The 18,656-nt window shown below is 71.3% G+C and carries 16 protein-coding genes and 1 pseudogene; 1 reads left to right on the forward strand and 16 read right to left on the reverse strand.

Translation table 11 applies throughout. The annotated features are described in order from the left end of the window. Window positions 1-95: 95 nt before the first annotated feature. The 16 genes and pseudogenes from Phou_RS18270 to Phou_RS18345 all read right to left on the reverse strand — a co-directional run bounded on the left by Phou_RS18270 (window position 96) and on the right by Phou_RS18345 (window position 17,272). The gene (locus tag Phou_RS18270) at window positions 96-968 is read right to left on the reverse strand and encodes a DUF6807 domain-containing protein (protein ID WP_173057116.1); all 873 of its coding nucleotides are present in this window, start codon (window positions 966-968) and stop codon (window positions 96-98) included. Beyond that, entirely contained in the window at window positions 962-2,443 is a 1,482-nt protein-coding gene (locus tag Phou_RS18275) for a glycoside hydrolase family 43 protein (protein WP_173057117.1), read from the reverse strand. The genes Phou_RS18270 and Phou_RS18275 overlap by 7 nt, the downstream gene beginning before the upstream one ends. Beyond that, window positions 2,440-3,639 (reverse strand): Gfo/Idh/MocA family protein, encoded by a 1,200-nt coding sequence (locus Phou_RS18280; protein WP_173057118.1) that lies wholly within the window; start codon window positions 3,637-3,639, stop codon window positions 2,440-2,442. Before Phou_RS18280 ends, Phou_RS18275 begins: the two co-directional genes overlap by 4 nt. Beyond that, window positions 3,636-4,463 carry a carbohydrate ABC transporter permease gene (locus tag Phou_RS18285; RefSeq protein WP_173057119.1) on the reverse strand — a complete coding sequence of 276 codons (828 nt, stop codon included), beginning with the start codon at window positions 4,461-4,463 and terminating at the stop codon, window positions 3,636-3,638. The genes Phou_RS18280 and Phou_RS18285 overlap by 4 nt, the downstream gene beginning before the upstream one ends. After that, window positions 4,453-5,394: a carbohydrate ABC transporter permease gene (locus tag Phou_RS18290; RefSeq protein ID WP_218579053.1), complete on the reverse strand. Its 942-nt coding sequence runs from the start codon at window positions 5,392-5,394 to the stop codon at window positions 4,453-4,455. The genes Phou_RS18285 and Phou_RS18290 overlap by 11 nt, the downstream gene beginning before the upstream one ends. Further along, window positions 5,391-6,716, reverse strand: a complete 1,326-nt coding sequence (locus Phou_RS18295) for an ABC transporter substrate-binding protein (RefSeq protein ID WP_173057120.1) — start codon at window positions 6,714-6,716, stop codon at window positions 5,391-5,393. Before Phou_RS18295 ends, Phou_RS18290 begins: the two co-directional genes overlap by 4 nt. A 333-nt stretch (window positions 6,717-7,049) precedes the next feature. Further along, entirely contained in the window at window positions 7,050-7,910 is an 861-nt protein-coding gene (locus tag Phou_RS18300; RefSeq protein ID WP_173057121.1) for an alpha/beta fold hydrolase, read from the reverse strand. A gap of 27 nt (window positions 7,911-7,937) precedes the next feature. Beyond that, the gene (locus tag Phou_RS18305) at window positions 7,938-9,953 is read right to left on the reverse strand and encodes a beta-galactosidase (RefSeq protein WP_173057122.1); all 2,016 of its coding nucleotides are present in this window, start codon (window positions 9,951-9,953) and stop codon (window positions 7,938-7,940) included. Window positions 9,954-9,955: 2 nt separating this feature from the next. Then, window positions 9,956-10,780 (reverse strand): carbohydrate ABC transporter permease, encoded by an 825-nt coding sequence (locus tag Phou_RS18310; RefSeq protein WP_173057123.1) that lies wholly within the window; start codon window positions 10,778-10,780, stop codon window positions 9,956-9,958. After that, the gene (locus Phou_RS18315; protein ID WP_173057124.1) at window positions 10,777-11,667 is read right to left on the reverse strand and encodes a carbohydrate ABC transporter permease; all 891 of its coding nucleotides are present in this window, start codon (window positions 11,665-11,667) and stop codon (window positions 10,777-10,779) included. The genes Phou_RS18310 and Phou_RS18315 overlap by 4 nt, the downstream gene beginning before the upstream one ends. 70 nt (window positions 11,668-11,737) lie before the next feature. After that, on the reverse strand, window positions 11,738-13,066 hold the full coding sequence (locus tag Phou_RS18320) for an extracellular solute-binding protein (protein WP_173057125.1): 1,329 nt from the start codon (window positions 13,064-13,066) through the stop codon (window positions 11,738-11,740). Window positions 13,067-13,118: 52 nt separating this feature from the next. Further along, complete coding sequence (locus Phou_RS52720) at window positions 13,119-13,715, reverse strand: Gfo/Idh/MocA family protein (protein ID WP_246273603.1); 597 nt, start codon at window positions 13,713-13,715, stop codon at window positions 13,119-13,121. A 167-nt stretch (window positions 13,716-13,882) separates the two neighbouring features. Continuing rightward, window positions 13,883-14,203: pseudogene (locus tag Phou_RS52725) on the reverse strand (Gfo/Idh/MocA family protein); the annotation flags it as partial. A 17-nt stretch (window positions 14,204-14,220) separates the two neighbouring features. Continuing rightward, window positions 14,221-15,216: a Gfo/Idh/MocA family protein gene (locus Phou_RS18335; protein WP_173057127.1), complete on the reverse strand. Its 996-nt coding sequence runs from the start codon at window positions 15,214-15,216 to the stop codon at window positions 14,221-14,223. Further along, entirely contained in the window at window positions 15,213-16,202 is a 990-nt protein-coding gene (locus Phou_RS18340; protein ID WP_173057128.1) for a Gfo/Idh/MocA family protein, read from the reverse strand. Before Phou_RS18340 ends, Phou_RS18335 begins: the two co-directional genes overlap by 4 nt. Continuing rightward, the gene (locus tag Phou_RS18345; RefSeq protein ID WP_173057129.1) at window positions 16,199-17,272 is read right to left on the reverse strand and encodes a Gfo/Idh/MocA family protein; all 1,074 of its coding nucleotides are present in this window, start codon (window positions 17,270-17,272) and stop codon (window positions 16,199-16,201) included. The genes Phou_RS18340 and Phou_RS18345 overlap by 4 nt, the downstream gene beginning before the upstream one ends. 196 nt (window positions 17,273-17,468) lie before the next feature. On the opposite strand from Phou_RS18345, the gene Phou_RS18350 reads away from it, so the two are divergent. Further along, entirely contained in the window at window positions 17,469-18,497 is a 1,029-nt protein-coding gene (locus tag Phou_RS18350) for a LacI family DNA-binding transcriptional regulator (RefSeq protein WP_173057130.1), read from the forward strand. Window positions 18,498-18,656: the final 159 nt, after the last annotated feature.

An 18,656-nucleotide genomic window follows, 5' to 3' on the forward strand; every position in this document is an offset into this window, starting at 1 on the left:
CACCTCGCCGTCTCTCGTCGCCAGACCTGTGCCGTGTCCCGGCCGGCGCGCCGGGTGGCCGGGCCAGATGGCTGGGACGGACCGGCGGCTGGTGGTCACGGTGGCCGCTCGTCGTCGAGCGCCGCAACCTCACCGGCGATGTCGGCGACCTCGCGCGAGCGGAGCCGGCCGTCGGCCACGACGGTGATGATACGGCGACTGAGCGAGGTGCCCGAGCCCACGACGAGAGGCTGGTCCCAGGCGAGCGAGGAGCCGACGCCGGCGTAGTCGCGGCTGCGGACGAACCACAGGTCCGCCGGCTGGGCCGGGTCGCCCGCCACGAAGATCAGGGTCCACGGGTCGCTGCCCGCGCCGGTCAGCGCGAGCCACGCGGTGCGCTGGCCGTGCAGGCGCCGCTCACCGGTCCGGTCCGGGCCGAGCACGTGTATCCGGCGGTCCCCGCGGCGGGCCCGCCAGAAGAAGCCGCCGTACCCGGCGCCGGGGCGCCCGTTTGTCGCCGGGCTCGCGAAGGCGAGCGGCTCGCCGGTCACGTTGGTGAGCTCGAACCGGAAGTCGAGCGCCCACGCGCGGTCGTTGACGGGGACCGCGGCGATGTGGCGGCGCTCGCGCACGAGGTCGGTGCCGGCCGGGCCGATCCACCGCAGCTCGTGGCGGACGCTGGCGGCCTCGCGCGTGGTCCAGCGGTGGTGGCGCTGGGTGCCGTGGTTGGGCAGGTACACCGGCCCGCGCCCGGGCACGAACGTGCGGCCGCCCCAGAAGTTGGCCCCACCAACGTCCGCGACCGCGACGCTCACGCCGAGGTGGTGCTGGTGGTCGGCGGGCATCGACTCGGTGACCTCGGTACCCGCGAGCGTGCGCACCGGATGCAGGAACGGGCGCGGCGACACGGTCTCGGGCAGCCGCGGCTGCCAGGCGTAGTCGGCGACCCGGCGGTCGCCGATCCGGAGGCTGATCGGCTCCGTCAACATGCCGTCACACCCAGCGCGGCGAACTCCGCGGCGCCGTCCTCTCCGGTGGCGAAAAGCCCAAGCGTGGCGCCGACCCATTGGCCGGCCGTCGCCACGAACGGCGGCCCGATCGGGCGGTCCCCGGCCAGAAACTGGCAACGCGCGTCCGGTGCCACCTCGACACCGACCGCGACCGGCGAACCTCCGAGGGCCGCCGGCGGCGCGGCGTCCCGCTCGGGTTCGCCCGGTGCGGCCGCGCGCTGGACCAGCACGGGGCCGTCCCTGGTGTGCTCGATCCCGATCCAGGCGTAGCCGCGGCCGACGATCGCGAGGCCGGCCCGCGCGCCGGGAGCGGTGCCGGTCAGGCGGAGCGCCGCCGTGGCGCGGAAGCGGTCGGCGGGCAGCCGCTGGCCGAGCACATTCGGCAGCTGTCGCAGGTCGCCTTCCCCGGGCACGCAGGCGAGCCGCAGCCCGCCGCCCGGCGGGAAGCTCGCCCACCCGTCTCGCGGGTTGCCCGCCCAGGACCACTGCGCGCCGAGGTCCGGCCCGGCGAAGTCGTCGCCCGCGGCGGGCGCGGTGGGCACACCGGCCCCGGCCGGCTTGGCGAAGGACGGCACCGGCTGGCCCGGTGGTGCACCGATCGACGGCCAGCCGTCCACCCACCGCATGGGCTGCAGGTGTACGACCCGGCCGAACGCGCCCTTGTCCTGGAAGTGCAGGAACCAGTCCGCGCCGTCCACTGTGGTCACCCAGGCGCCCTGGTGCGGGCCGTTGACCTGAGTGTCGCCCTGTGCCAGCACGATCCTGTCCTCGTACGGGCCGAAGACGTGCCGCGACCGGAACGCCGACTGCCAGCCCTCCGGCACGCCGCCGGCCGGGGCGAAGACCCAGTACCAGCCGTCCCGGCGGTAGACCTTCGGCCCTTCGAGCGTGCGGTATCCCGGCAGCGCGTCGCCGTCGACGATGTGCCGCCCGGCGTCGAGGAGCACCGTGGCGTCCGGGCTCATGCGGTGGCAGGTGAGCTTGTTGTTGAAGCCGGCGCGGCTCTTGGCCCAGGCGTGCACCAGGTACGCCGAGCCGTCGTCATCCCACAGTGGACACGGGTCGATCAGGCCCCGCCCGCCCTTGAGCAGGTGGGGCCGGCTCCACGGCCCGGCGGGATCGGTGGCGGTGATGACGAAGATGCCCCGGTCGGGGTCGGGGTAGACGATCCAGAAGCGGCCGTCGTGGTGGCGGATGGCCGGCGCCCATACGCCGCACCCGTGCTGCGGAGTGTCGAACTCCGGCCCGAGGCTCGGCAGGCCGTGGCCGATGATCGACCAGTTGACGAGGTCACGGCTGTGCAGGATCGGCAGGCCGGGCACGCGGTGAAAGCTCGACGCGACGAGGTAGAAGTCTTCGCCGACGCGGATCACGTCCGGATCGGACCAGTCCGCGTGCAGCACCGGATTGCGGTACGTACCGTCGCCGTTGTCGGCCACCCATGGCATGGTCATCGCGCGCCGAGCTCCTCGACGCGCACGGCCTGTCCGGTGCGCAGCGACTCGTTGCCGGCGATGCCCACCAGCACGCTTGCCGCGCCGTCGGCGAAGCCGGCAGCCCGGCGAAGCGGATCGTCACCCGGCCCGTGGAAGACGTCGTCGAGCAGCATCCCGTCGCCGCCGCCGTGCTCGCCCCGCCCCACCGGGATGGGCACCTCCTGCGCGGCCTCCCAGTGGCGCTGCAGCAGCAGCCGCGACCCGCGCGGCCGCCCGCGCTCCACGACGTCCAGCTCGATCCGCCCGCCAGTGCCGTTGACCGCCACCCGGTAGCCCTCCCACGGGCTGTGCGCGTGCAGCGTGTACGACATCGCGGCCCCGGACCGGTAGCCGACCACCACGTTGAGGTTGTCTTCGATGGTGATTCCGGCCGAGAACACATCCCGGTCCCGGATGTACCCGTCGAGGTGCTCGCCGTCCTTGTAGAGCTCGCGCAGCTCGGTCGTCAGCTCCAGGCCGAACCGGTCGCCCGCCGGGTCACGGTGCCGGGCGTTGCCGGCGCCGTAGAAGCGCAGGCCGCCACGGGCGAAGGCAACCTCCGGCCGGTCGGCGAGCCACCAGTTGACGAGGTCGAAGTGGTGGGTCGCCTTGTGCACCAGCAGCCCGCCGGAGTTGGCCTTGTCGCGGTGCCACCGGCGGAAGTAGTCGGCGCCGTGCACGGTGTCCAGGCACCACTCGAACGCGACCGAGGTGACCTCCCCGATCGCGCCCTCCGCGATGAGCTGCCGCACGAGGGCGTTGCGCGGCGAATAGCGGTAGTTGAACGTGACCGTGAGCTGCCGGCCGCTCTCCGCGAGCGCGTCGCGAATCTCGCCGAGCCCCGCCGCGTCGGTGGTCATCGGCTTTTCGACCACCGCATCCGCGCCGTGCCGCAGCGCCGCGGCGACGTAGCGGGCGTGGGTGGCGTCCGGCGAGGTCACGACCACCACGTCGGGCTTTTCCCGCGCCAGCAGCGTGTCGAAGTCGGCCGCCGCGTAGTGCGGCACCGACAGTTCCGGGCGGGCCTTTCGCACGATCCGGTCGTGATACGCCATCCGCACCTCGTTGGTGTCGCAGAAGGCGACCGGCTCGCCGGCGGCCGCGTGCGTGTCGAGCAGCGCGCCGAGGTACATGCGCGCCCTTGAGCCGGTGCCGACGAACGCGTACCGCCTCATTTGAGTCCCGTCGTCGCGATGCCCTTGACCAGGTACTTCTGTCCGGCGATGAAGAAGCCGATGACCGGCGCCAGCGACAGGAACGACATGGCGAACATCTGTCCCCACTGCGACTGCCCCTCCGAGTCGATGAACTGCCGCAACGCCAGCGGCACGGTGTAGAGCTCCGAGTCGGTCAGGTAGATGAGCGGGCCGAAGAACTCGTTCCAGACCGAGATGAACGTGAAGATCGCGGTGGTCGCGAACGCCGGCAGGCACAGCGGCATGATCACGCTCCAGAACGTGCGGAACGGCCCGCAGCCGTCGATCCGCGCGGCGTCGTCGAGCTCGCGCGGCAGCGAGCGCATGAACTGGACCATCAGGAAGATGTAGAACGCGTTGGTGGCGAGGAAGTTCGGCACCAGCAGCGGGTAGTACGTGTTGATCCAGTCGAGCTTGGCGAACACGATGTACTGCGGCACCAGCAGCACGTGGCCGGGGAGCATCATCGTGCCGAGCATCAGCGCGAAGAAGAGCTTGCGTCCGGTGAAGTTGAGGCGGGCGAAGCCGTACGCCGCGAGCGAGCACGAGACAAGGTTGCCGATGATGCTGAGCACCACGATGACGAACGAGTTGACGAAGTAGAGGCTGAACGGGTGCTCCAGCGCCGTCCAGCCGCCCGGATAGTTGCTCAGGTCCCATTCCGACGGCCACAGCGCCAGGTCGGTGAAGATCGTCTTGCTGGGCTTGAGCGAGCTGGAGACCATCCACAGCAGCGGGTACATCATGACCGCACCGGCGAGGCAGAGCAGCACGTGCCGGGCGAAGCGCCTTCTAGTTGTCATAGAACACCCAATACTTCGCGGCCAGGAAGTTGAGCGCGGTGAACGCGGCGATGATGACCAGCAGCATCCAGGCCATGGCCGAGGCGTAGCCCATGTTGAACTGCGAGAAGCCCTGCTGGTACAGGTAAAGGTTGTAGAACATCGTGGAGTCGGCCGGGCCACCCGTGCCGCCGCTCATGATGAAGCCCTGGGTAAACGTCTGAAACGACGAGATCAGCGACTGGATCAGGTTGAAGAAGATGATCGGGCTGAGCAGCGGCAGCGTGATCGAGCGAAACTGGTGCCACTTCGAGGCGCCGTCGACGGCCGCCGCCTCGTAGTACATCGTGGGGATCTGCCGCAGCCCGGCCAGGAAAATCACCATCGGCGAGCCGAACGTCCAGATGTGCAGCACGATCAGCGTGGTCAGCGCGTAGTCGGGATCCGATGTCCACCCTGGACCGTCGATGCCGAACCAGCCGAGGAAGGCGTTGACGATGCCGTTGAGGCCGAAGATGTACCGCCACAGCAGCACGACCGCGACGCTGCCGCCGAGCAGTGACGGCAGATAGAAGATCGCCCGGTACACCGGCAGACCGCGCACGCCCCGGTTGAGCAGCATCGCCACGCCCAGCGCCACCACCAGCGACAGCGGCACGGACACGAACGTGTAGACGAACGTGACCTTCAGGGACTGCCGCAGCAGCGGGTCGTCGAGCATCTCCCGGAAGTTGCCCAGGCCGATCCACTGTGGAGCGTTCAGCAGGTTGTAGTCGGTGAAGGCCAGGTAGAGCGAGGCGAAGAACGGGATGACCGTGAAGAGCATCCCGATGAACCAGGGCAGCAGGAATAGGTACCCGGCCCGGTCCTTGCGCGGCCTGACCCGGCGTGGCGGTGGCGCGGGCGACGTCGCCGGGCCCGCGGGCAGCGCGACCCTCGTCGTGGTGGTCACTTGCCGAGGGCTTTCCGTCCCGCGTCAAGGAACGCCTTCGCGGCCTGCTGCGGGGTCTGCCGCTTGAACTCCACCTCGGCGGCGATGCTGAGCAGGCTCGACGCGATCTTGGAGGAGCCCGGCGGGTAGGTGAACGAGCGCGGCAGCGTCTCCTTCTGCAGCCCGCCGAGGTACTCCGTCGCCACCTGGTCGTCCGGGCTGAGCGTCGGCTTGATCTCGTCGGCGACCTTGCTGCTCGGCGGCACGCCCCGCGTCGTCCCGGTGGCCTTGGACGCCTCGACGTCGTTGACCAGGAAGTTGAGCAGCTTGAGCGCCTCGTCTTTGTGCTTGGACTGCGCGGCGACCGACCACAGGTGCGGGCAGTCGACTGACTGGCCCCGCCGCACGCCCTGCGTCTCGCCCGGGATCCGCAGCAGCGCCAGGTTGCCACCGGCTGCCGCGTTGTACGACAGGAAGTTGTTGGTCGGGATGATCTGCGAGGCGATCGAGCCCTTGGCCAGGTAGGACTGGTCGGCCGACGCGCCCACGTTTTCGATGAAGCCGGGCGGCGGGAAGCCGCGCTCGGCCCGCATCTTGTTGACCATCTCGAACCAGCTGACGACCGTGGCCTCGCTGATCCCGAGCGCGCCGTCCTCGGTGTAGAAGTCCTCGCCGCGCTGCCGCGTGTACACGATGATGTTGGCCAGTGTCGCCGGCTCGAACGCCGTGCCGTAGATCTTCCCCCCGCTGGCCTTGGTGAAGTCGCGGGCGAACTTCGCCAGGTCGTCCCAGCTCCACGTGTTGCCGTCCGGGATCGCCACGCCGTACTTCTCGGTCACGGTCTTGTTGATCACGAAGCCGATCGCGTTGAGCCCGGCCGGCACCCCGTAGGTCTTGTCGGAGACCGCGGCCAGCGCCTTCGCGTTTTCGCTCAGGCCGGACAGGTCCACGGCGCCGGCGTGCTGGCCGAGGTCGAGCAGGGCGCCGCGGTCCGCGTACTCCCGGAGGCTGTCCATGCGCATGGCCATCACGTCCGGCGGGTCACCCGCCGCGAAGCGGGTCGCCAGCTTGTCCTTGTACGGCGTGCTGTCCTGATATTCGATCTTGACGGTGATGCCCGAGTTCTTCCGCTGGAAGATGTCCAGCGCGGCCTGCGTCTTCTCGGCGCGCTTGGCGTCGCCCCACCACACCATGTTGAGCTGCACGGCACCGCCGGCCGGCTCGTCGTCACCGCCGCCGAAGCCCCGGCCGCACGCGGCGAGGCCCATCCCGAGGCCGGCGAGCCCGGCCATCCTCAGCACGTGCCGCCGGTCGAAGGCGTTTCTTACCGGCTCATCGGTCATGGGCGTGTCCCTTCACAAGGCATGGCGATCCCTTCACAAGGCATGGCGAACCGGGCGCCGCGGGGAGGCGGTGTTCAGGTCGGACGTGGGGCCGCGCGTCATTGGCCCCGCACCGGGCCGGGCAGACGCCCCGGTTGGGGAAGACAGGGAGTTAAACCGCTCGATGTACGGTACGGTCGAGCCTCAGGTTACGTCAACCCATGAAACAAACTGGCGCACCAGCGCGTCCGGCTGATCGAGGTGCACGTCGTGCCCAGCCGCGCGAATCCTCACGTGCCGCACGTCGGGCCGGCGGGCGAGCGCTCGCCGGCCCGAGCAGCGTCGGGCAGCGCGCTACAACGCGGCGGTGATGGCGGCGGCCAGGTCGGCGGGCGCCTCGACCGGCACGAAGTGGCCCACCCCGTCGAGGCGACGCAGCCGCAGGTCGCTGAAGAAGAGGTCGAGCCGGTCGGACCACTCGCGCGGGAAGAGCGGATCGTGCTCGGGCCAGAGCACGGTCGTCGGGGTGGCGACACGGTCCGCCCGGTCCGGTGTCCGCTCGGCGAGGGAGCGGGCGACCGCGCCGGCGCCGGCCCGGTACCACCCGATCGAGGTGACGAACGCACCATGCGGTGAGTAGACGGCGACGAGGTGGTCCAGGTGCTCCTCGGCGAGCACGAAGCCGGGACCGGACCAGTGGGTCCAGAAGTGCCGCAGGTAGGCGCGCACCGCGTCGGGGCGCCCGTCGATGAGCTGCTCGGCGAGCGGGAGCTGGTGAAACGGCTGGTACCAGAACTCGCGCTGCGCGTCGGCGGCCAGGATGCGCTCGCCGGTCCCGGGCAGTGGCGGCGACACCACCACCGCCCGCACCAGGTCCGGCCGGACCGCGGCGACCCGCTGCGCGATGCGGCTGCCGATGTCGTACCCGGCGAGCACCGGCCGCTCCAGCCCCAGCTCCTCGATCAGCCCCACGACGCTGCGGGCCTGCGCGTCCGCGCTGTACTGCTCGGCCGGGTCGGCCGGGTGCTTGTCCGATCCGCCGAATCCCCGCAGGTCCGGCACCACCACCTCGGCCGACGCCGTGAGCAGGGGCGTGACGAGCCGGTAGTCGGTGCGGTCGCCCGGCCACCCGTGCAGCAACAGGACGGCGGGACCGCTGCCGGTCCGCTCGTACGCCAGGCGGAACCCGTCCACCGGTGCGCTCTGATCGGCCACCAACCGAGGGTAAGCCGGACATCGCGGCTACGGGTCGAGGAGCGCCATCCCGGAGCGCGCCGGCACGACCACGGTGGTGACCGGCTCGTCCTCGCCAGGCGGGACCAGCGCCTCGGCGAGCGTGGCCTTCTGCGGTGTGCCGGTCCAGTTGACCGCGACGATCACGCGCCGCCCGTCCGGTCGTACCCGGGCGCGGCTGTAGCGGCCCGGCCCCGGGTCGGCCCACACAAGCTCGCGAGCCGGCGCCCCGATCAGCTCGACCAGTGCCGCCCGCGAGGGGGCGTCCGGCCGGGCGGCGTACGCCAGCGACGGATACGTGGCGATGAGGACGGCTGTCCCGCGGCGGGTGACCGCCGGTGTGCCGTCGGGGAAGGCCTCCACGCACTCCGCGCCGTCGAGCTTGAGCGTCTCGCGCTGCCAGCGGCCGGACAGCCCGGACGGCAGCGTCACCGTGTCGACGATGTCGGCGTCGACCTGGCGCACACCGAAGAGCGCGTCCAACCCGGCACCCGGCACCGACGGGCGGCGAGCGCCGTGCTCGTCGTACTCCCCCGGCGCCGCCTCGGCGACCAGCCTCCCGCCGCGCGCCACGAAGCCCGCGAGGGCAGCCGCGAGCGCGCCGATGGACGTTGCCGGCATCGGCCAGTACAGCGCCTCGATGTGCGCGGGCACCCCGCGCTCCGCGACAAGCTCGTCGTGCAGCACCTCGACCGGCAGGTCGGTGTCGACAAGCGCGCGGTACGCGCCGAGCACGGCATCGCGGTAGAGGGCCATGTCGCGGTCGGTGGCAAACGCGTGCAACGCGCTCCGCCGCGATACCAGCAGGCCAACGCTGCCGGGCGACGGTGCGCTCGCGGCCACCGCCGGGTGGCGTGCGACGGTGGCCAGCGCGGTCACGGCGTCCACCCGTGCGGTGGTGGTGCCGTCGGGGGCGCAGAGGCCGTACCCGGGACTCTCCGGGCCGAGCAGCTCCGGCCGCCACTGCCAGAAGACGATGCCGGTGGCGCCGGCGGCCAGCGCGTTCCACATCCACAGGCCGACCGTGTCCGGCGCGGGGTGCGGCGTGCTCAGCCCGGCGTTGCGGCGGCCCCGCCCACCCTGGAGCTCCGCCTGCCAGAAGGGCTTGCCGGCCGCGGCGCCGCGCGCGGTGTCCAGGTTGAACAGGTGCTCGACCGGATCGTCGGCCATGAGCCAGGTCGGGAAGCTCGACGTGCCGAACGCGTCGACCGGGCCGGTGAGCGTGTACTCGTCGAGCGTGTGCGTGGCGAGCTGTCCGGTGAAGCCGCTCAGCGCGACGTGCGTCATCACCACATGTCCCGGATCGGCCTCCCGCACCACCGCCACGCGGCGGTCGAGCCAGCCGGCAAGGTTGTCAAACCAGAACTCCCGCCAGTCGAGCATGTCCGGCACCGCCTCGAAGACGCGCGGCGGTCCCACCTGTGCCCAGTCCGAGTACCGGCGGCGCCAAGCCGCGTTGAGCGCGTCCACAGTGGAGTAGCGTGCGGTCAGCCAGGCGCGGAAGCGCTCCAGCGAGGCCGGGCAGTAGCAGTAGACGCGGTCCGGGAAGTACGACGCGGGCTCAAGGTGCGGCTCGTTCCACACGTCCCACACGCGCAGCGCCGGGTGGTCGCGGTACCGGCCGGCGACCGTGCCGAGGAACGACGCGGCGGCGGCCCACACCTCCGGGTCGTCGTTGCACAGGCCCGGCCAACCGCCGCCCGGGGTGTTCATCGCAGCGGTCAGCCGCACCGGCCGGTCCTCTTGGTCGAGGTAGTGCGCGTCCGGTCGCCGCTGCTCCAGCCAGTACGGCGCGTTTTCGAGGATCGTGTTGACGACCACGCCGAGCCGGTGCTTGGCGGCCAGGTCCATCAGCTCGTCGAGGTCGGCGAAGTCGACCGCGTCCGGGGTCGGCTGCATCCAGCTCCAGCACGCCCAGAGCTTGACCGTGTCGAGCCCGGCGGCCCGCATGCGGCCCAGGTCGCGGTCCCAGTCTTCGCGGGGTGGGTTGGGCGGGCGGTAGTACTGCGCGCCAACGACAATCACGGCTATCCCTTCACGGCGCCAAACGTCAGGCCACGGACCAGGAAGCGCTGCGCGGCGAGGCCGAGCACGAACACCGGCACCATCGCGAGCACGGCCGCGGCGGAGCTGCCGCCCCAGTCGACCGAGACGGTCCCGATGAACGAGGCCACCCCGATCGGCACGGTCTGCGTGCCGCGCCCGGAGAGGACCAGCGCGAAGAGGAACTCGTTCCAGGAGAAGAGCAGGCACAGCACCGACGTCGCGGCGAGCCCCGGCGCGGTCAGCGGCACCGCCACCCGCAGGAACGCGCCGAGCCGGCCGGCGCCGTCGACAAGTGCCGCCTCCTCCAGGTCGGGCGGCAGCTCCTCGAAGAACGAGCGCATCATCCACACGACGATCGGCAGGTTGAACGTCGTGTGCGCGGCGATGAGCGCCGTGTACGAGCCGAGCAACTCAAGCCGCTGGAAGATCACGTACATCGGCACGACAAGCGCGACCGCCGGCACCATGCGGGTGAAGAGGATCGCGCCGGCCCACAGCTCGCGCCCGCGGATCGGCAGGCGGGCCAGCGCGTACGCCGCCGGCACACCGACCACGATGGACAGCACGGTGCTGCCGGCCGCCACCAGGGCGCTGTTGACGAGGAAGTCCTGAAACTGCAGCTGCCCGAGCACCTTGCTGTAGTTGTCCAGCGTGGGCGTGAAGGCGAGCTTCAGGCCGGACGAGAAGATGTCGTTCGGCCGCTTGAACGAGTTCAGCACGACCGCCGCGATCGGTACGAGCACGCCGACGAGAAACGCGCCGACGACGGCGTAGCTGGCGATGGACCAGCCCCGGCTTGTCTTCACAGCACCTCCCGGCGGCGCAACAGGCGGACGTACACGGCGGAGATGAACACGACGGTCACGAGGATGAAGATGCTCAACGCCATCGCGTAGCCCATGTCGAAGTACGAGAAGCCGGTCCGGTACGTGTAGAGGCCGATCGTCTCGGTCGCCGTCCCCGGACCGCCCTTGGTGAGCACGAAGACGGTGTCGAAGATGCGGTAGGTGTCCATCGTCCGGAAGAGCAGCACGAGCAGGATCTGCGGCACGATGGCGGGCAACACGATGCGCTGCAGGATGCGCAGGTGCACAGCCCCGTCGACCCGCGCCGCCTCGAACTGCTCTTCGCCGATCGAGAGCATCCCGGCGTGCAGGATCAGCACGACGAAGGGCGTCCACTGCCAGATGTCCACCATCATGAGCGCGGGCAGGGCGAGGCTTGAGTCGCCGAACCAGCCGACGCCGCTCGGCAGCCCCACCGCGCCGCTGACCTGCGAGACGAGCCCGAACTGCGGGTCCAGCAGGTACCGCCAGAGCAGCGCGGTGATGACCGGCGCGATGATCATCGGGAGCAGGATCAGCGCGTTGGCCAGCTTGCGTCCCTTCGTCATCTCGAAGAGCGCGGCGGCCACGATGAAGCCGAGCACGAGCTCGGCGCCGACCGAGCCGATGACGTACACGATCGTGTTGCGCAGCGCGACCCGCACCATGGGGTCCTCGAAGAGCCGCGTGTAGTTGTCCAACCCCACGAACGGCTTGGGCAGCCCGATGTCGGTGAGCTTCCACTCGTACGCGGAAAGCACGCCGGAGTAGACCAGCGGGCCGATGATGAGCGCGGCCAGTACCACCATGGCCGGCGCCAGCATGCCGTACCCGAGGCCGCGCCCCCGTGCCGCGCGTCTGCCGCTCATCCGTCCTCCGTGGTGGTGGCCCCGGGCCGGCGCGGGTGCCGCGCGCCGGCCCGGGTCTGTGGTGGTGGCACTAGCCAAGGGCATCGGTGACTGCCTGTCCCATGGCGTCGGCCGCCTGGTCCGGCGTCTTCTTGCCCTCGATCGCCTCCTGCACCGCCAGCTCGATCTGGTCCTGCGCCTTGGGCCAGGTGGCGAGGCTGGGCTGCGGGTTGGAGGTGGTGAGGGCCTGGTTCATCGCGGAGAGGAACGGCAGCTTCGCCGCCACCTCGGTGTTCGTGTAGAAGTCCTTGGTGGCGCCTGCGGTGGCGGCCGCGACGGCCACCTTCGCCTGCTGCGGCCCGTTCGTGTACCACTGCAGGAACGAGTAGGCGGCGTCCTTGTTCGTGGACTTCTCGGCGATGCACCAGTTCCAGTAGATGAGCTCGCCGGCCGGCTTGTCCGCGGTGAACGCGAGCGGCACGTAGCCCCACTTGCCCGCGGTCGTCGACTTCGCCGGGTCCTCCAGCGCCTGCAGCGACGGCGTGGTACTGATGATCATGGCGGCCTTGCCCTGCGCCGCCGCGGTCGCCGCCTCGTCGACGTGGAAGTTGAGCACACCGCTCGGCGCGGTCTTGGCCACCTTGGCGTAGAAGTCGACCGCCTTGGCCGCCGCCGCCTTGTCCAGCGTGGACTTGCCCTGCGCGTCGTACCACCAGTTGCCCTGCGCGGTGAGCAGCGAGCCCATGATGTCCGCGACCGCGCCGCCCCGCTTGCCCGGTATCGACATGCCGGCGAGGCCGTTCTTGCCGTTCAGCTGGGCCGCGGCCGCCGCGACCTCGTCGAGCGTCTTCGGCTCGGGGATGCCGTTGGCCTCGAACACGTCCTTGCGGTACGCGAGCACGGTCGTGGAGACGAAGTCGGGCAGGCAGTACTGCTTGCCGTCGTACTTGCCCTGCGCGAGCACGTTCGGCAGGTACGAGTCGGCCGAGAAGCCCGACGGGTTGCGGTTGGCGTCGCCGAGGTAGTCGTCGATCGGCGCCAGGTAGCCGGCCTTGGCGAACTCGCCGAACCAGCTCGGGTGGACGTAGATGATGTCGTACCCGCCCGCGCCGGTGAGGGTGAGCGCCTGCTTGTCGTGCAGGTTCTCGTACGGGACGGCGTCGATGTCGAGCGCGCCGCCGGTCGCGGTGGCCCACTCGCCGGCGGCCGTCTTCTGGCCGCTGGTCCACGGGTCGCCCGCCCACCGGGAGAGCACGAGTTTGGCTCCGGGGAAGCGGCCCATCGGACCGCCCGCGGTGGCCGGTGCGGCGTTCGGGTCACCGGACCCGCTGCCGCCACCGTCGTCGGAGCCGCACGCGACGAGTCCCGCCGCGGCCAGAAGCGCGACCGCCGCTACGGACCATCGCCTATGTACAGCCATTGCGCATCTCCTTCCAGGAATGAGAACGCGAAGATCGGCCAGACCGGTACGCCTACGCGCCGGCCGGCAAGGGGTCGCGGTCGACGGCTACCGCGCCGCCGCCCGCCGCGGCCGAGGCGTACCCCGCCGCGATGACCGAAAGGCAGGCGAGCCCGTCCTCGAGCGTCGGGCCGAACGGCCGCTGGCCGGTCAGCACCCGGTGCACGTAGGAGGCGACCTCGCGCTTGTAGTGATGCGTGTGCGGCGGCCAGGACCCGTAGTCGTGGGGCTCGGCCGCGTCGGGTTCGATGTGTGGTGTGGTCCAGCCGCGGTAGAGCGGGTCGTCGCCCCCGCGGTAGACCTCGACGCGGGGAAACGGGTCGGTGGCCCGCATCGAAAGGGTGCCGTCGGTGCCGTATATCTCCAGCAGGTTTCGCATGCCGATGTCGGCGTTCATGCTCCAAACCGTGCCGATTTCGCCGAGCCCGCCGCTCGCGTAGCGCAGGATGGCGGCGGCGAGGTCTTCGCCGTCGAAGCCGGGTTTGGCCCGGTTGGCCGTGAACGCGGACACCTCGGTGATGTCGCCGACCAGCCAGCGCAGCAGGTCGATGCCGTGCGAGCCTTCGTCGATCCAGGCGCCCCACCGCCCAGCGCCGGGTCCTGCATCCACGCCGTCATGTCCGGCGGGCAGCCGATCTCGGCGATGCCGGCGAGGCCGATGAAGCTCCGCGTCATCAGCACCTGGCCGAGCACTCCACTGTCGACGATCCGCTTGGCCCGGTCGGCTTCCTTGCTGAAGCGGCTCACGAACGCGGCGGTGCCGTCGACGCCGGCCGCGCGGACCGCGTCGACCATCGCGCGGGCGTCGGCGACCGTGGTGGCGACAGGCTTCTCGCAGAAGACGTGCTTGCCCGCCTCGGCGGCGGCGATGACCTGCTCGGCGTGGCGGGAGTTTTCCGAGTGCACCATCACGACGTCGACGTCGTCACGGGTGACCAGGTGCCGCCAGTCCGGTACGAAGTCGGCAACGCCGAAGCGCTCGGCCGCCGCCCGGCCACGCGCGGCGTCGTCGTCGGCGATGGCGACCACGCGGGCGCCGGGGATCTCGGCGAGCGCCTTGGCGCGGAACTCGGCGTGCACGTGCGCCCAGCTCACCATGCCGATACGGACCTCGTTCACGGTGTGACGTCCTCTCTACGGCCGCTCGCCACCGAGCGGAGTGCGGCGTCGACCACGGCGAGCACGTCGCGGCCCACCTGCCCGTCGGACAGCGAAGGGCCGCCGTCGCGGATGCGGTCGATGAAGTGGGTGAGCATGTCGAGGTGGCCGTCGGCCAGGAGTCCGGGCACGGGCAGCGGGTACGACCAGCCGGCGCGCTCGCTCACCGCCTGCAGCGGCTGGCGGTGGAGGTTGTCGACGAGGATGCGGCCCTCGGTGCCGAAGATCTCGAAGCGGGAGTCCATCGCGCCGGCGAGGCTCCAGCTGTCTTCGCACTGGCCGATGGCGCCGTTGGCGAAGCGGAGCGTGAGGACGGCGGTGTCCTCCGCGGGCGTGCGGTCGGCCCAGCGGAAGGTGCCGGCCTCGGCGTACACGGAGGCGACCGGCGCGCCGGCGAAGAACCGGCAGAACTCGATGCTGTGTACCGCCATGTCGAGGATCGCGCCGCCGCCGCTGCGGGCCGGGTCGAAAAACCAGGGCGAGTGCGGCTCGCCGATGCCCTCGCACGCCTTGACCCGGAAGACGTCGCCGATCTGGCCGCTGTCGACGAGCTTGCGCGCCTCCTGGAGCGCCGGGATGAAGGGCACGTTTTCGGCGTAGAAGAGGCGGGTGCCGGCCGCGGCGACGGCGGCGAGCATCTCGTCGGCCTCCGCGAGTGTACGGCCGAGCGGCTTGATGCAGATCGCGTGCCGGCCGTGCCGGGCGGCGGCGAGCACCGCCGGCAGGTGCACGTCGGGCGGGGCCACGACATCGACCACGTCCACCTCGGGGTCGGACACGGCCGCCTCGAGGTCGGTGAACGCGCGGGCGCCGTACGGGCCGGCCGCCGCCTTGGCCGACTCCTCGCTGGTCGCGACCACGCTAATGATCTTGGCACCGGGAATCCTGGCGAGCGCCGGCAGGTGCATCTCCCGCGCCCAGAACCCCGCCCCGACGACACATACCCCGCTCACAGGACCACCGCCCGGCGCTGGTCCAGCGCCTGCTGGGCGGCGAGCACCAGCGCGAGCGCGTCGCGGGCCTGCGCCGGCGTGGCCGCCCGATCGCCCGGCTCCCGGCCGGCGACCCGGTCCACGAAGTACTGCTGCTCGCCCTGGTAGCCGTAGTCCCACAACATGTCCGGGTAGCCCCAGCCGGAGCCACCGCGGTCGAAGGTGCGCATGACCTGCGAACGCACGAGGTCGACCGCCGCGCTGCCGTCGCTGCCGTACACCTCGAAGGTGAAGTTGCCGTGCCCGGCGGTCCACGTGACGTACATGCTGGTCACCACGCCGGATACGTGCCGGACGGTGACGGTCGCGTTGTCCGGGCTGTTGTGGCGCTTGGCGCCTTCCAGCACGTACGCGCCGCCCTCGGTGTGCACGCTCGCCGCCGGGCCGAAGAGCCACAGCACCAGGTCCGCGAAGTGCACGAGCGTGTCGAGGATGACGCCGCCGCCCTGCGCCGGGTCGTAGAACCAGTCGTTTGTCGGCTCCCACCCGAAGACCGCGGCTCGCGATGCGATCATCTCGCCGAGCTCACCGCCGGCCACCCGGTCGCGCAGCTGCGGCAGCGGCGGGGTGAAGCGCAGCATGAACCCGTGCTGGAGTACCCGATCTGTGCCCTCCGCCGCGGCCACGACGCGGTCGGCGTCGGCGAGCGTGAGCGCGATCGGCTTCTGGCAGAAGACGTGCTTGCCGGCGGCGAGCGCGGCGACCGTCTGGTCCGCGTGCACGGCGTTGGGCGAGGCGATCAGCAGCGCGTCCACGCTCTCGTCGGCCAGCAGCGCGTCGAAGTCGGGCGCCACCTTGAGGTCGAAGTCGCGGGCGAGGGCGGCGGCCGCCTCCGCGTGCGGGTCGGTGCAGGCGACGAGCCCGCCCCGGCTCACGTGGCGGTACGCGTTCGCGTGCACCCGGGCGATCCGGCCGGCGCCGACGAGCGCGACGTTGACCCCACTCATCGCGCGCCCTCCGCCAGCGGGAAGGTGACCCGGGTGCCGGTGCGGTCCGCCTCGTACGCGGCGAGGATCATCTCCAGCGCCTTGAGCCCGTCCTCGGCCGTGGGCAGGCCGTCCGGCTCTGCGCCGCCCACCCAGTCGCGGAAGGCCAGGAGCAGGTCGCGATAGCAGGCCTCGTACCGCTCCTCCCCCACGAGGTCGACGTAACGCCGGCCGGTCCACGGCTCGTCGACGCCCTGGATCTCGGTCTGCGGGCTCTTCTGGTAGTGCAGCTCGATCTCTCCGCGCGTGCCGCTCAGCGAGGCGTGGTCAGGGCTTGTGAGCGGGCCGAAGTAGTCGGCGGCGTGCCACGTGCTCTCCACGGTCACGATCGCGCCAGTGTCCAATGTGTACGTGGCGATGCCGTAGTCCTCGACGCCCAGATGCTTGTAGGTGAGCGTGCCGATGCGCGCGCTCACGTCGACCGCCTCCGCGCCGAAGAACCATCGGAAGAAGTCGGTGAAGTGCACGCCGTGGTCGAGGAAGCCGCCACCGCCGCCGCGCACCGGGTCGGCGTACCACCCCTGCTCGGACGTGAGCGGTGAGTCGGTGATCGCGCCGACCGGGAAGCGGATCGAGTAGAAGCCGGACGTCAGGTCACCGACCGCGCCGGCCCGTACCGCCTCCAGCGCCTGGCGGTAGACGGGCAGGTAGCGCAGCAGGTACGCCATCATGACCTTGACCCGCTCACCGGCCGCGGCGATCCGGCGGGCGTCGGCCATCGTCGTGGCGATCGGCTTGTCGAGCAGCACCGGCTTGCCCGCCTCAGCCGCCAGCTCAACATGGTCGGCGTGTGCCGAGGTGTACGACGTGATGATCACCGCGTCCACGTCGTCGCGGCGGATCAGCTCGGCGTAGTCGGCGGTCCAGGAGCCGTCGCAGTACGCGGCCGCGAACTCCTTCGCCAGGTCGGTCCGCTCGTCCGCGACACCCACCAGCCGCAGCCCCGGAAGCCCGCGGCGCAGATAGTCCGCGAACGGGTAGGCGTGGTAGTGGTTGTGCAGTCCCACGATGCCGATGCCCAGGTCAGCCATTCCTTCGCTCCCCCTCGGAGGTCATTGCGCAACCGGTTGCGTAAACCGGTTGCGTTAGCATGATCCCTGGCGCGGGTGGAGCACAAGAGGTTTCGCGGAAGTTTCCGGCTCTCGGGTCTCCGGGCCGCGTCGCCCGCTGATAGCGTCATCGCACGGAAAGGACAACCGGTTGCGTAACGGACGGAGAGGGACGCACGTGGACGGGCCCAGGAAGCTGACGATCCGCGACATCGCGGCGATCGCCGGTGTCTCCGCGGGCACCGTGTCCCGTGCGATGAACGGTCAGGCCGGCGTCGGCGAGGAGACCCGCCAGCGCATCGCGCGCATCATCGACGAGCACGGCTTCAAGGTCGACCCCACCGCGCGCCAGCTGTCGACCGGCCGCAGCGACACGATCGCGGTCGTCTTTCCCCTGCACGCGTCCGAGGTCGTCATGCACCCCGTCTACCCGGCGCTCCTCGGCGCGCTCGGTGACGCGGCCGAGCACGCGGGCTTCGACCTGCTGCTGCTGACGAGCTCGACGCAGAAGGTCGCCCACGTGCTCGACACGGTCAAGCGCCGGCGGGTCGACGGCGTCGTGCTACCGGCCGCGGGTGCGCACGACCCTCTCATCAAGCGCCTGACCGGCATCGGCGCTCCGACCGTCCTCATCGGACACCGCAGCTCGCTCAGCGGCGTCGGCTGGGTCGACTGCACGCACGACGTGGCCGCGCGCGACCTGACCCGCGGCATGCTCGCCGCCGGGCGCACAGACCTCGTGCTGCTCAACGGGCCGCCCCGGGTGTCCGCGTGCAAGCTGCGCTCGGCCGGCTTCTGGGCCGCGGTCAAGGAGGCGGGCGACGCGGTGGGCTCGGCCCGCGAGGTGTCGGTCCCGTTCGACACGGCCGCCGCGGCGGCGGCAGCGGACGAGGTGCTGGCCGGTGACATCCCGCCCACCGGCGTCGTCTGCTCCTCCGACACGATCGCGGCCGGCGTGCTCGACTCAGCCCGGCGCGCCGGTCTGAAGGTGCCCGACGACCTCGCGGTCAGCGGCTTCGATGACCGCTCGTTCGCCACGCACACGTCACCGCCGCTGACGACCGTGCGCATGCCGCTGCACGACACCGGCCAGGCCGCGGCGACGATGCTCTTCGCGATGATCGGCGGTGAGCCCTTGCCGAGCCGCCGCGTCATCCTCCCCACGGAGATCGTCCCGCGCGGTTCCACCCCGGCCGGCATGCTCTAGCGCCGCGGCGGCCCCGCCGCTGCATTACGACCGCCGCGTGCCAGGGCCCGTCATCAGGTAGCTCAACGCGGCGGACGCCGAGCCGATCGCGGCCGCGTTCGAGGCGCTGGGCTGGCCGGCCGCCACCGCCGCGCCCGGCGCTGAGGTGCGCGTCGACGA

Source organism: Phytohabitans houttuyneae, from assembly GCF_011764425.1.
GTDB lineage: Bacteria > Actinomycetota > Actinomycetes > Mycobacteriales > Micromonosporaceae > Phytohabitans > Phytohabitans houttuyneae.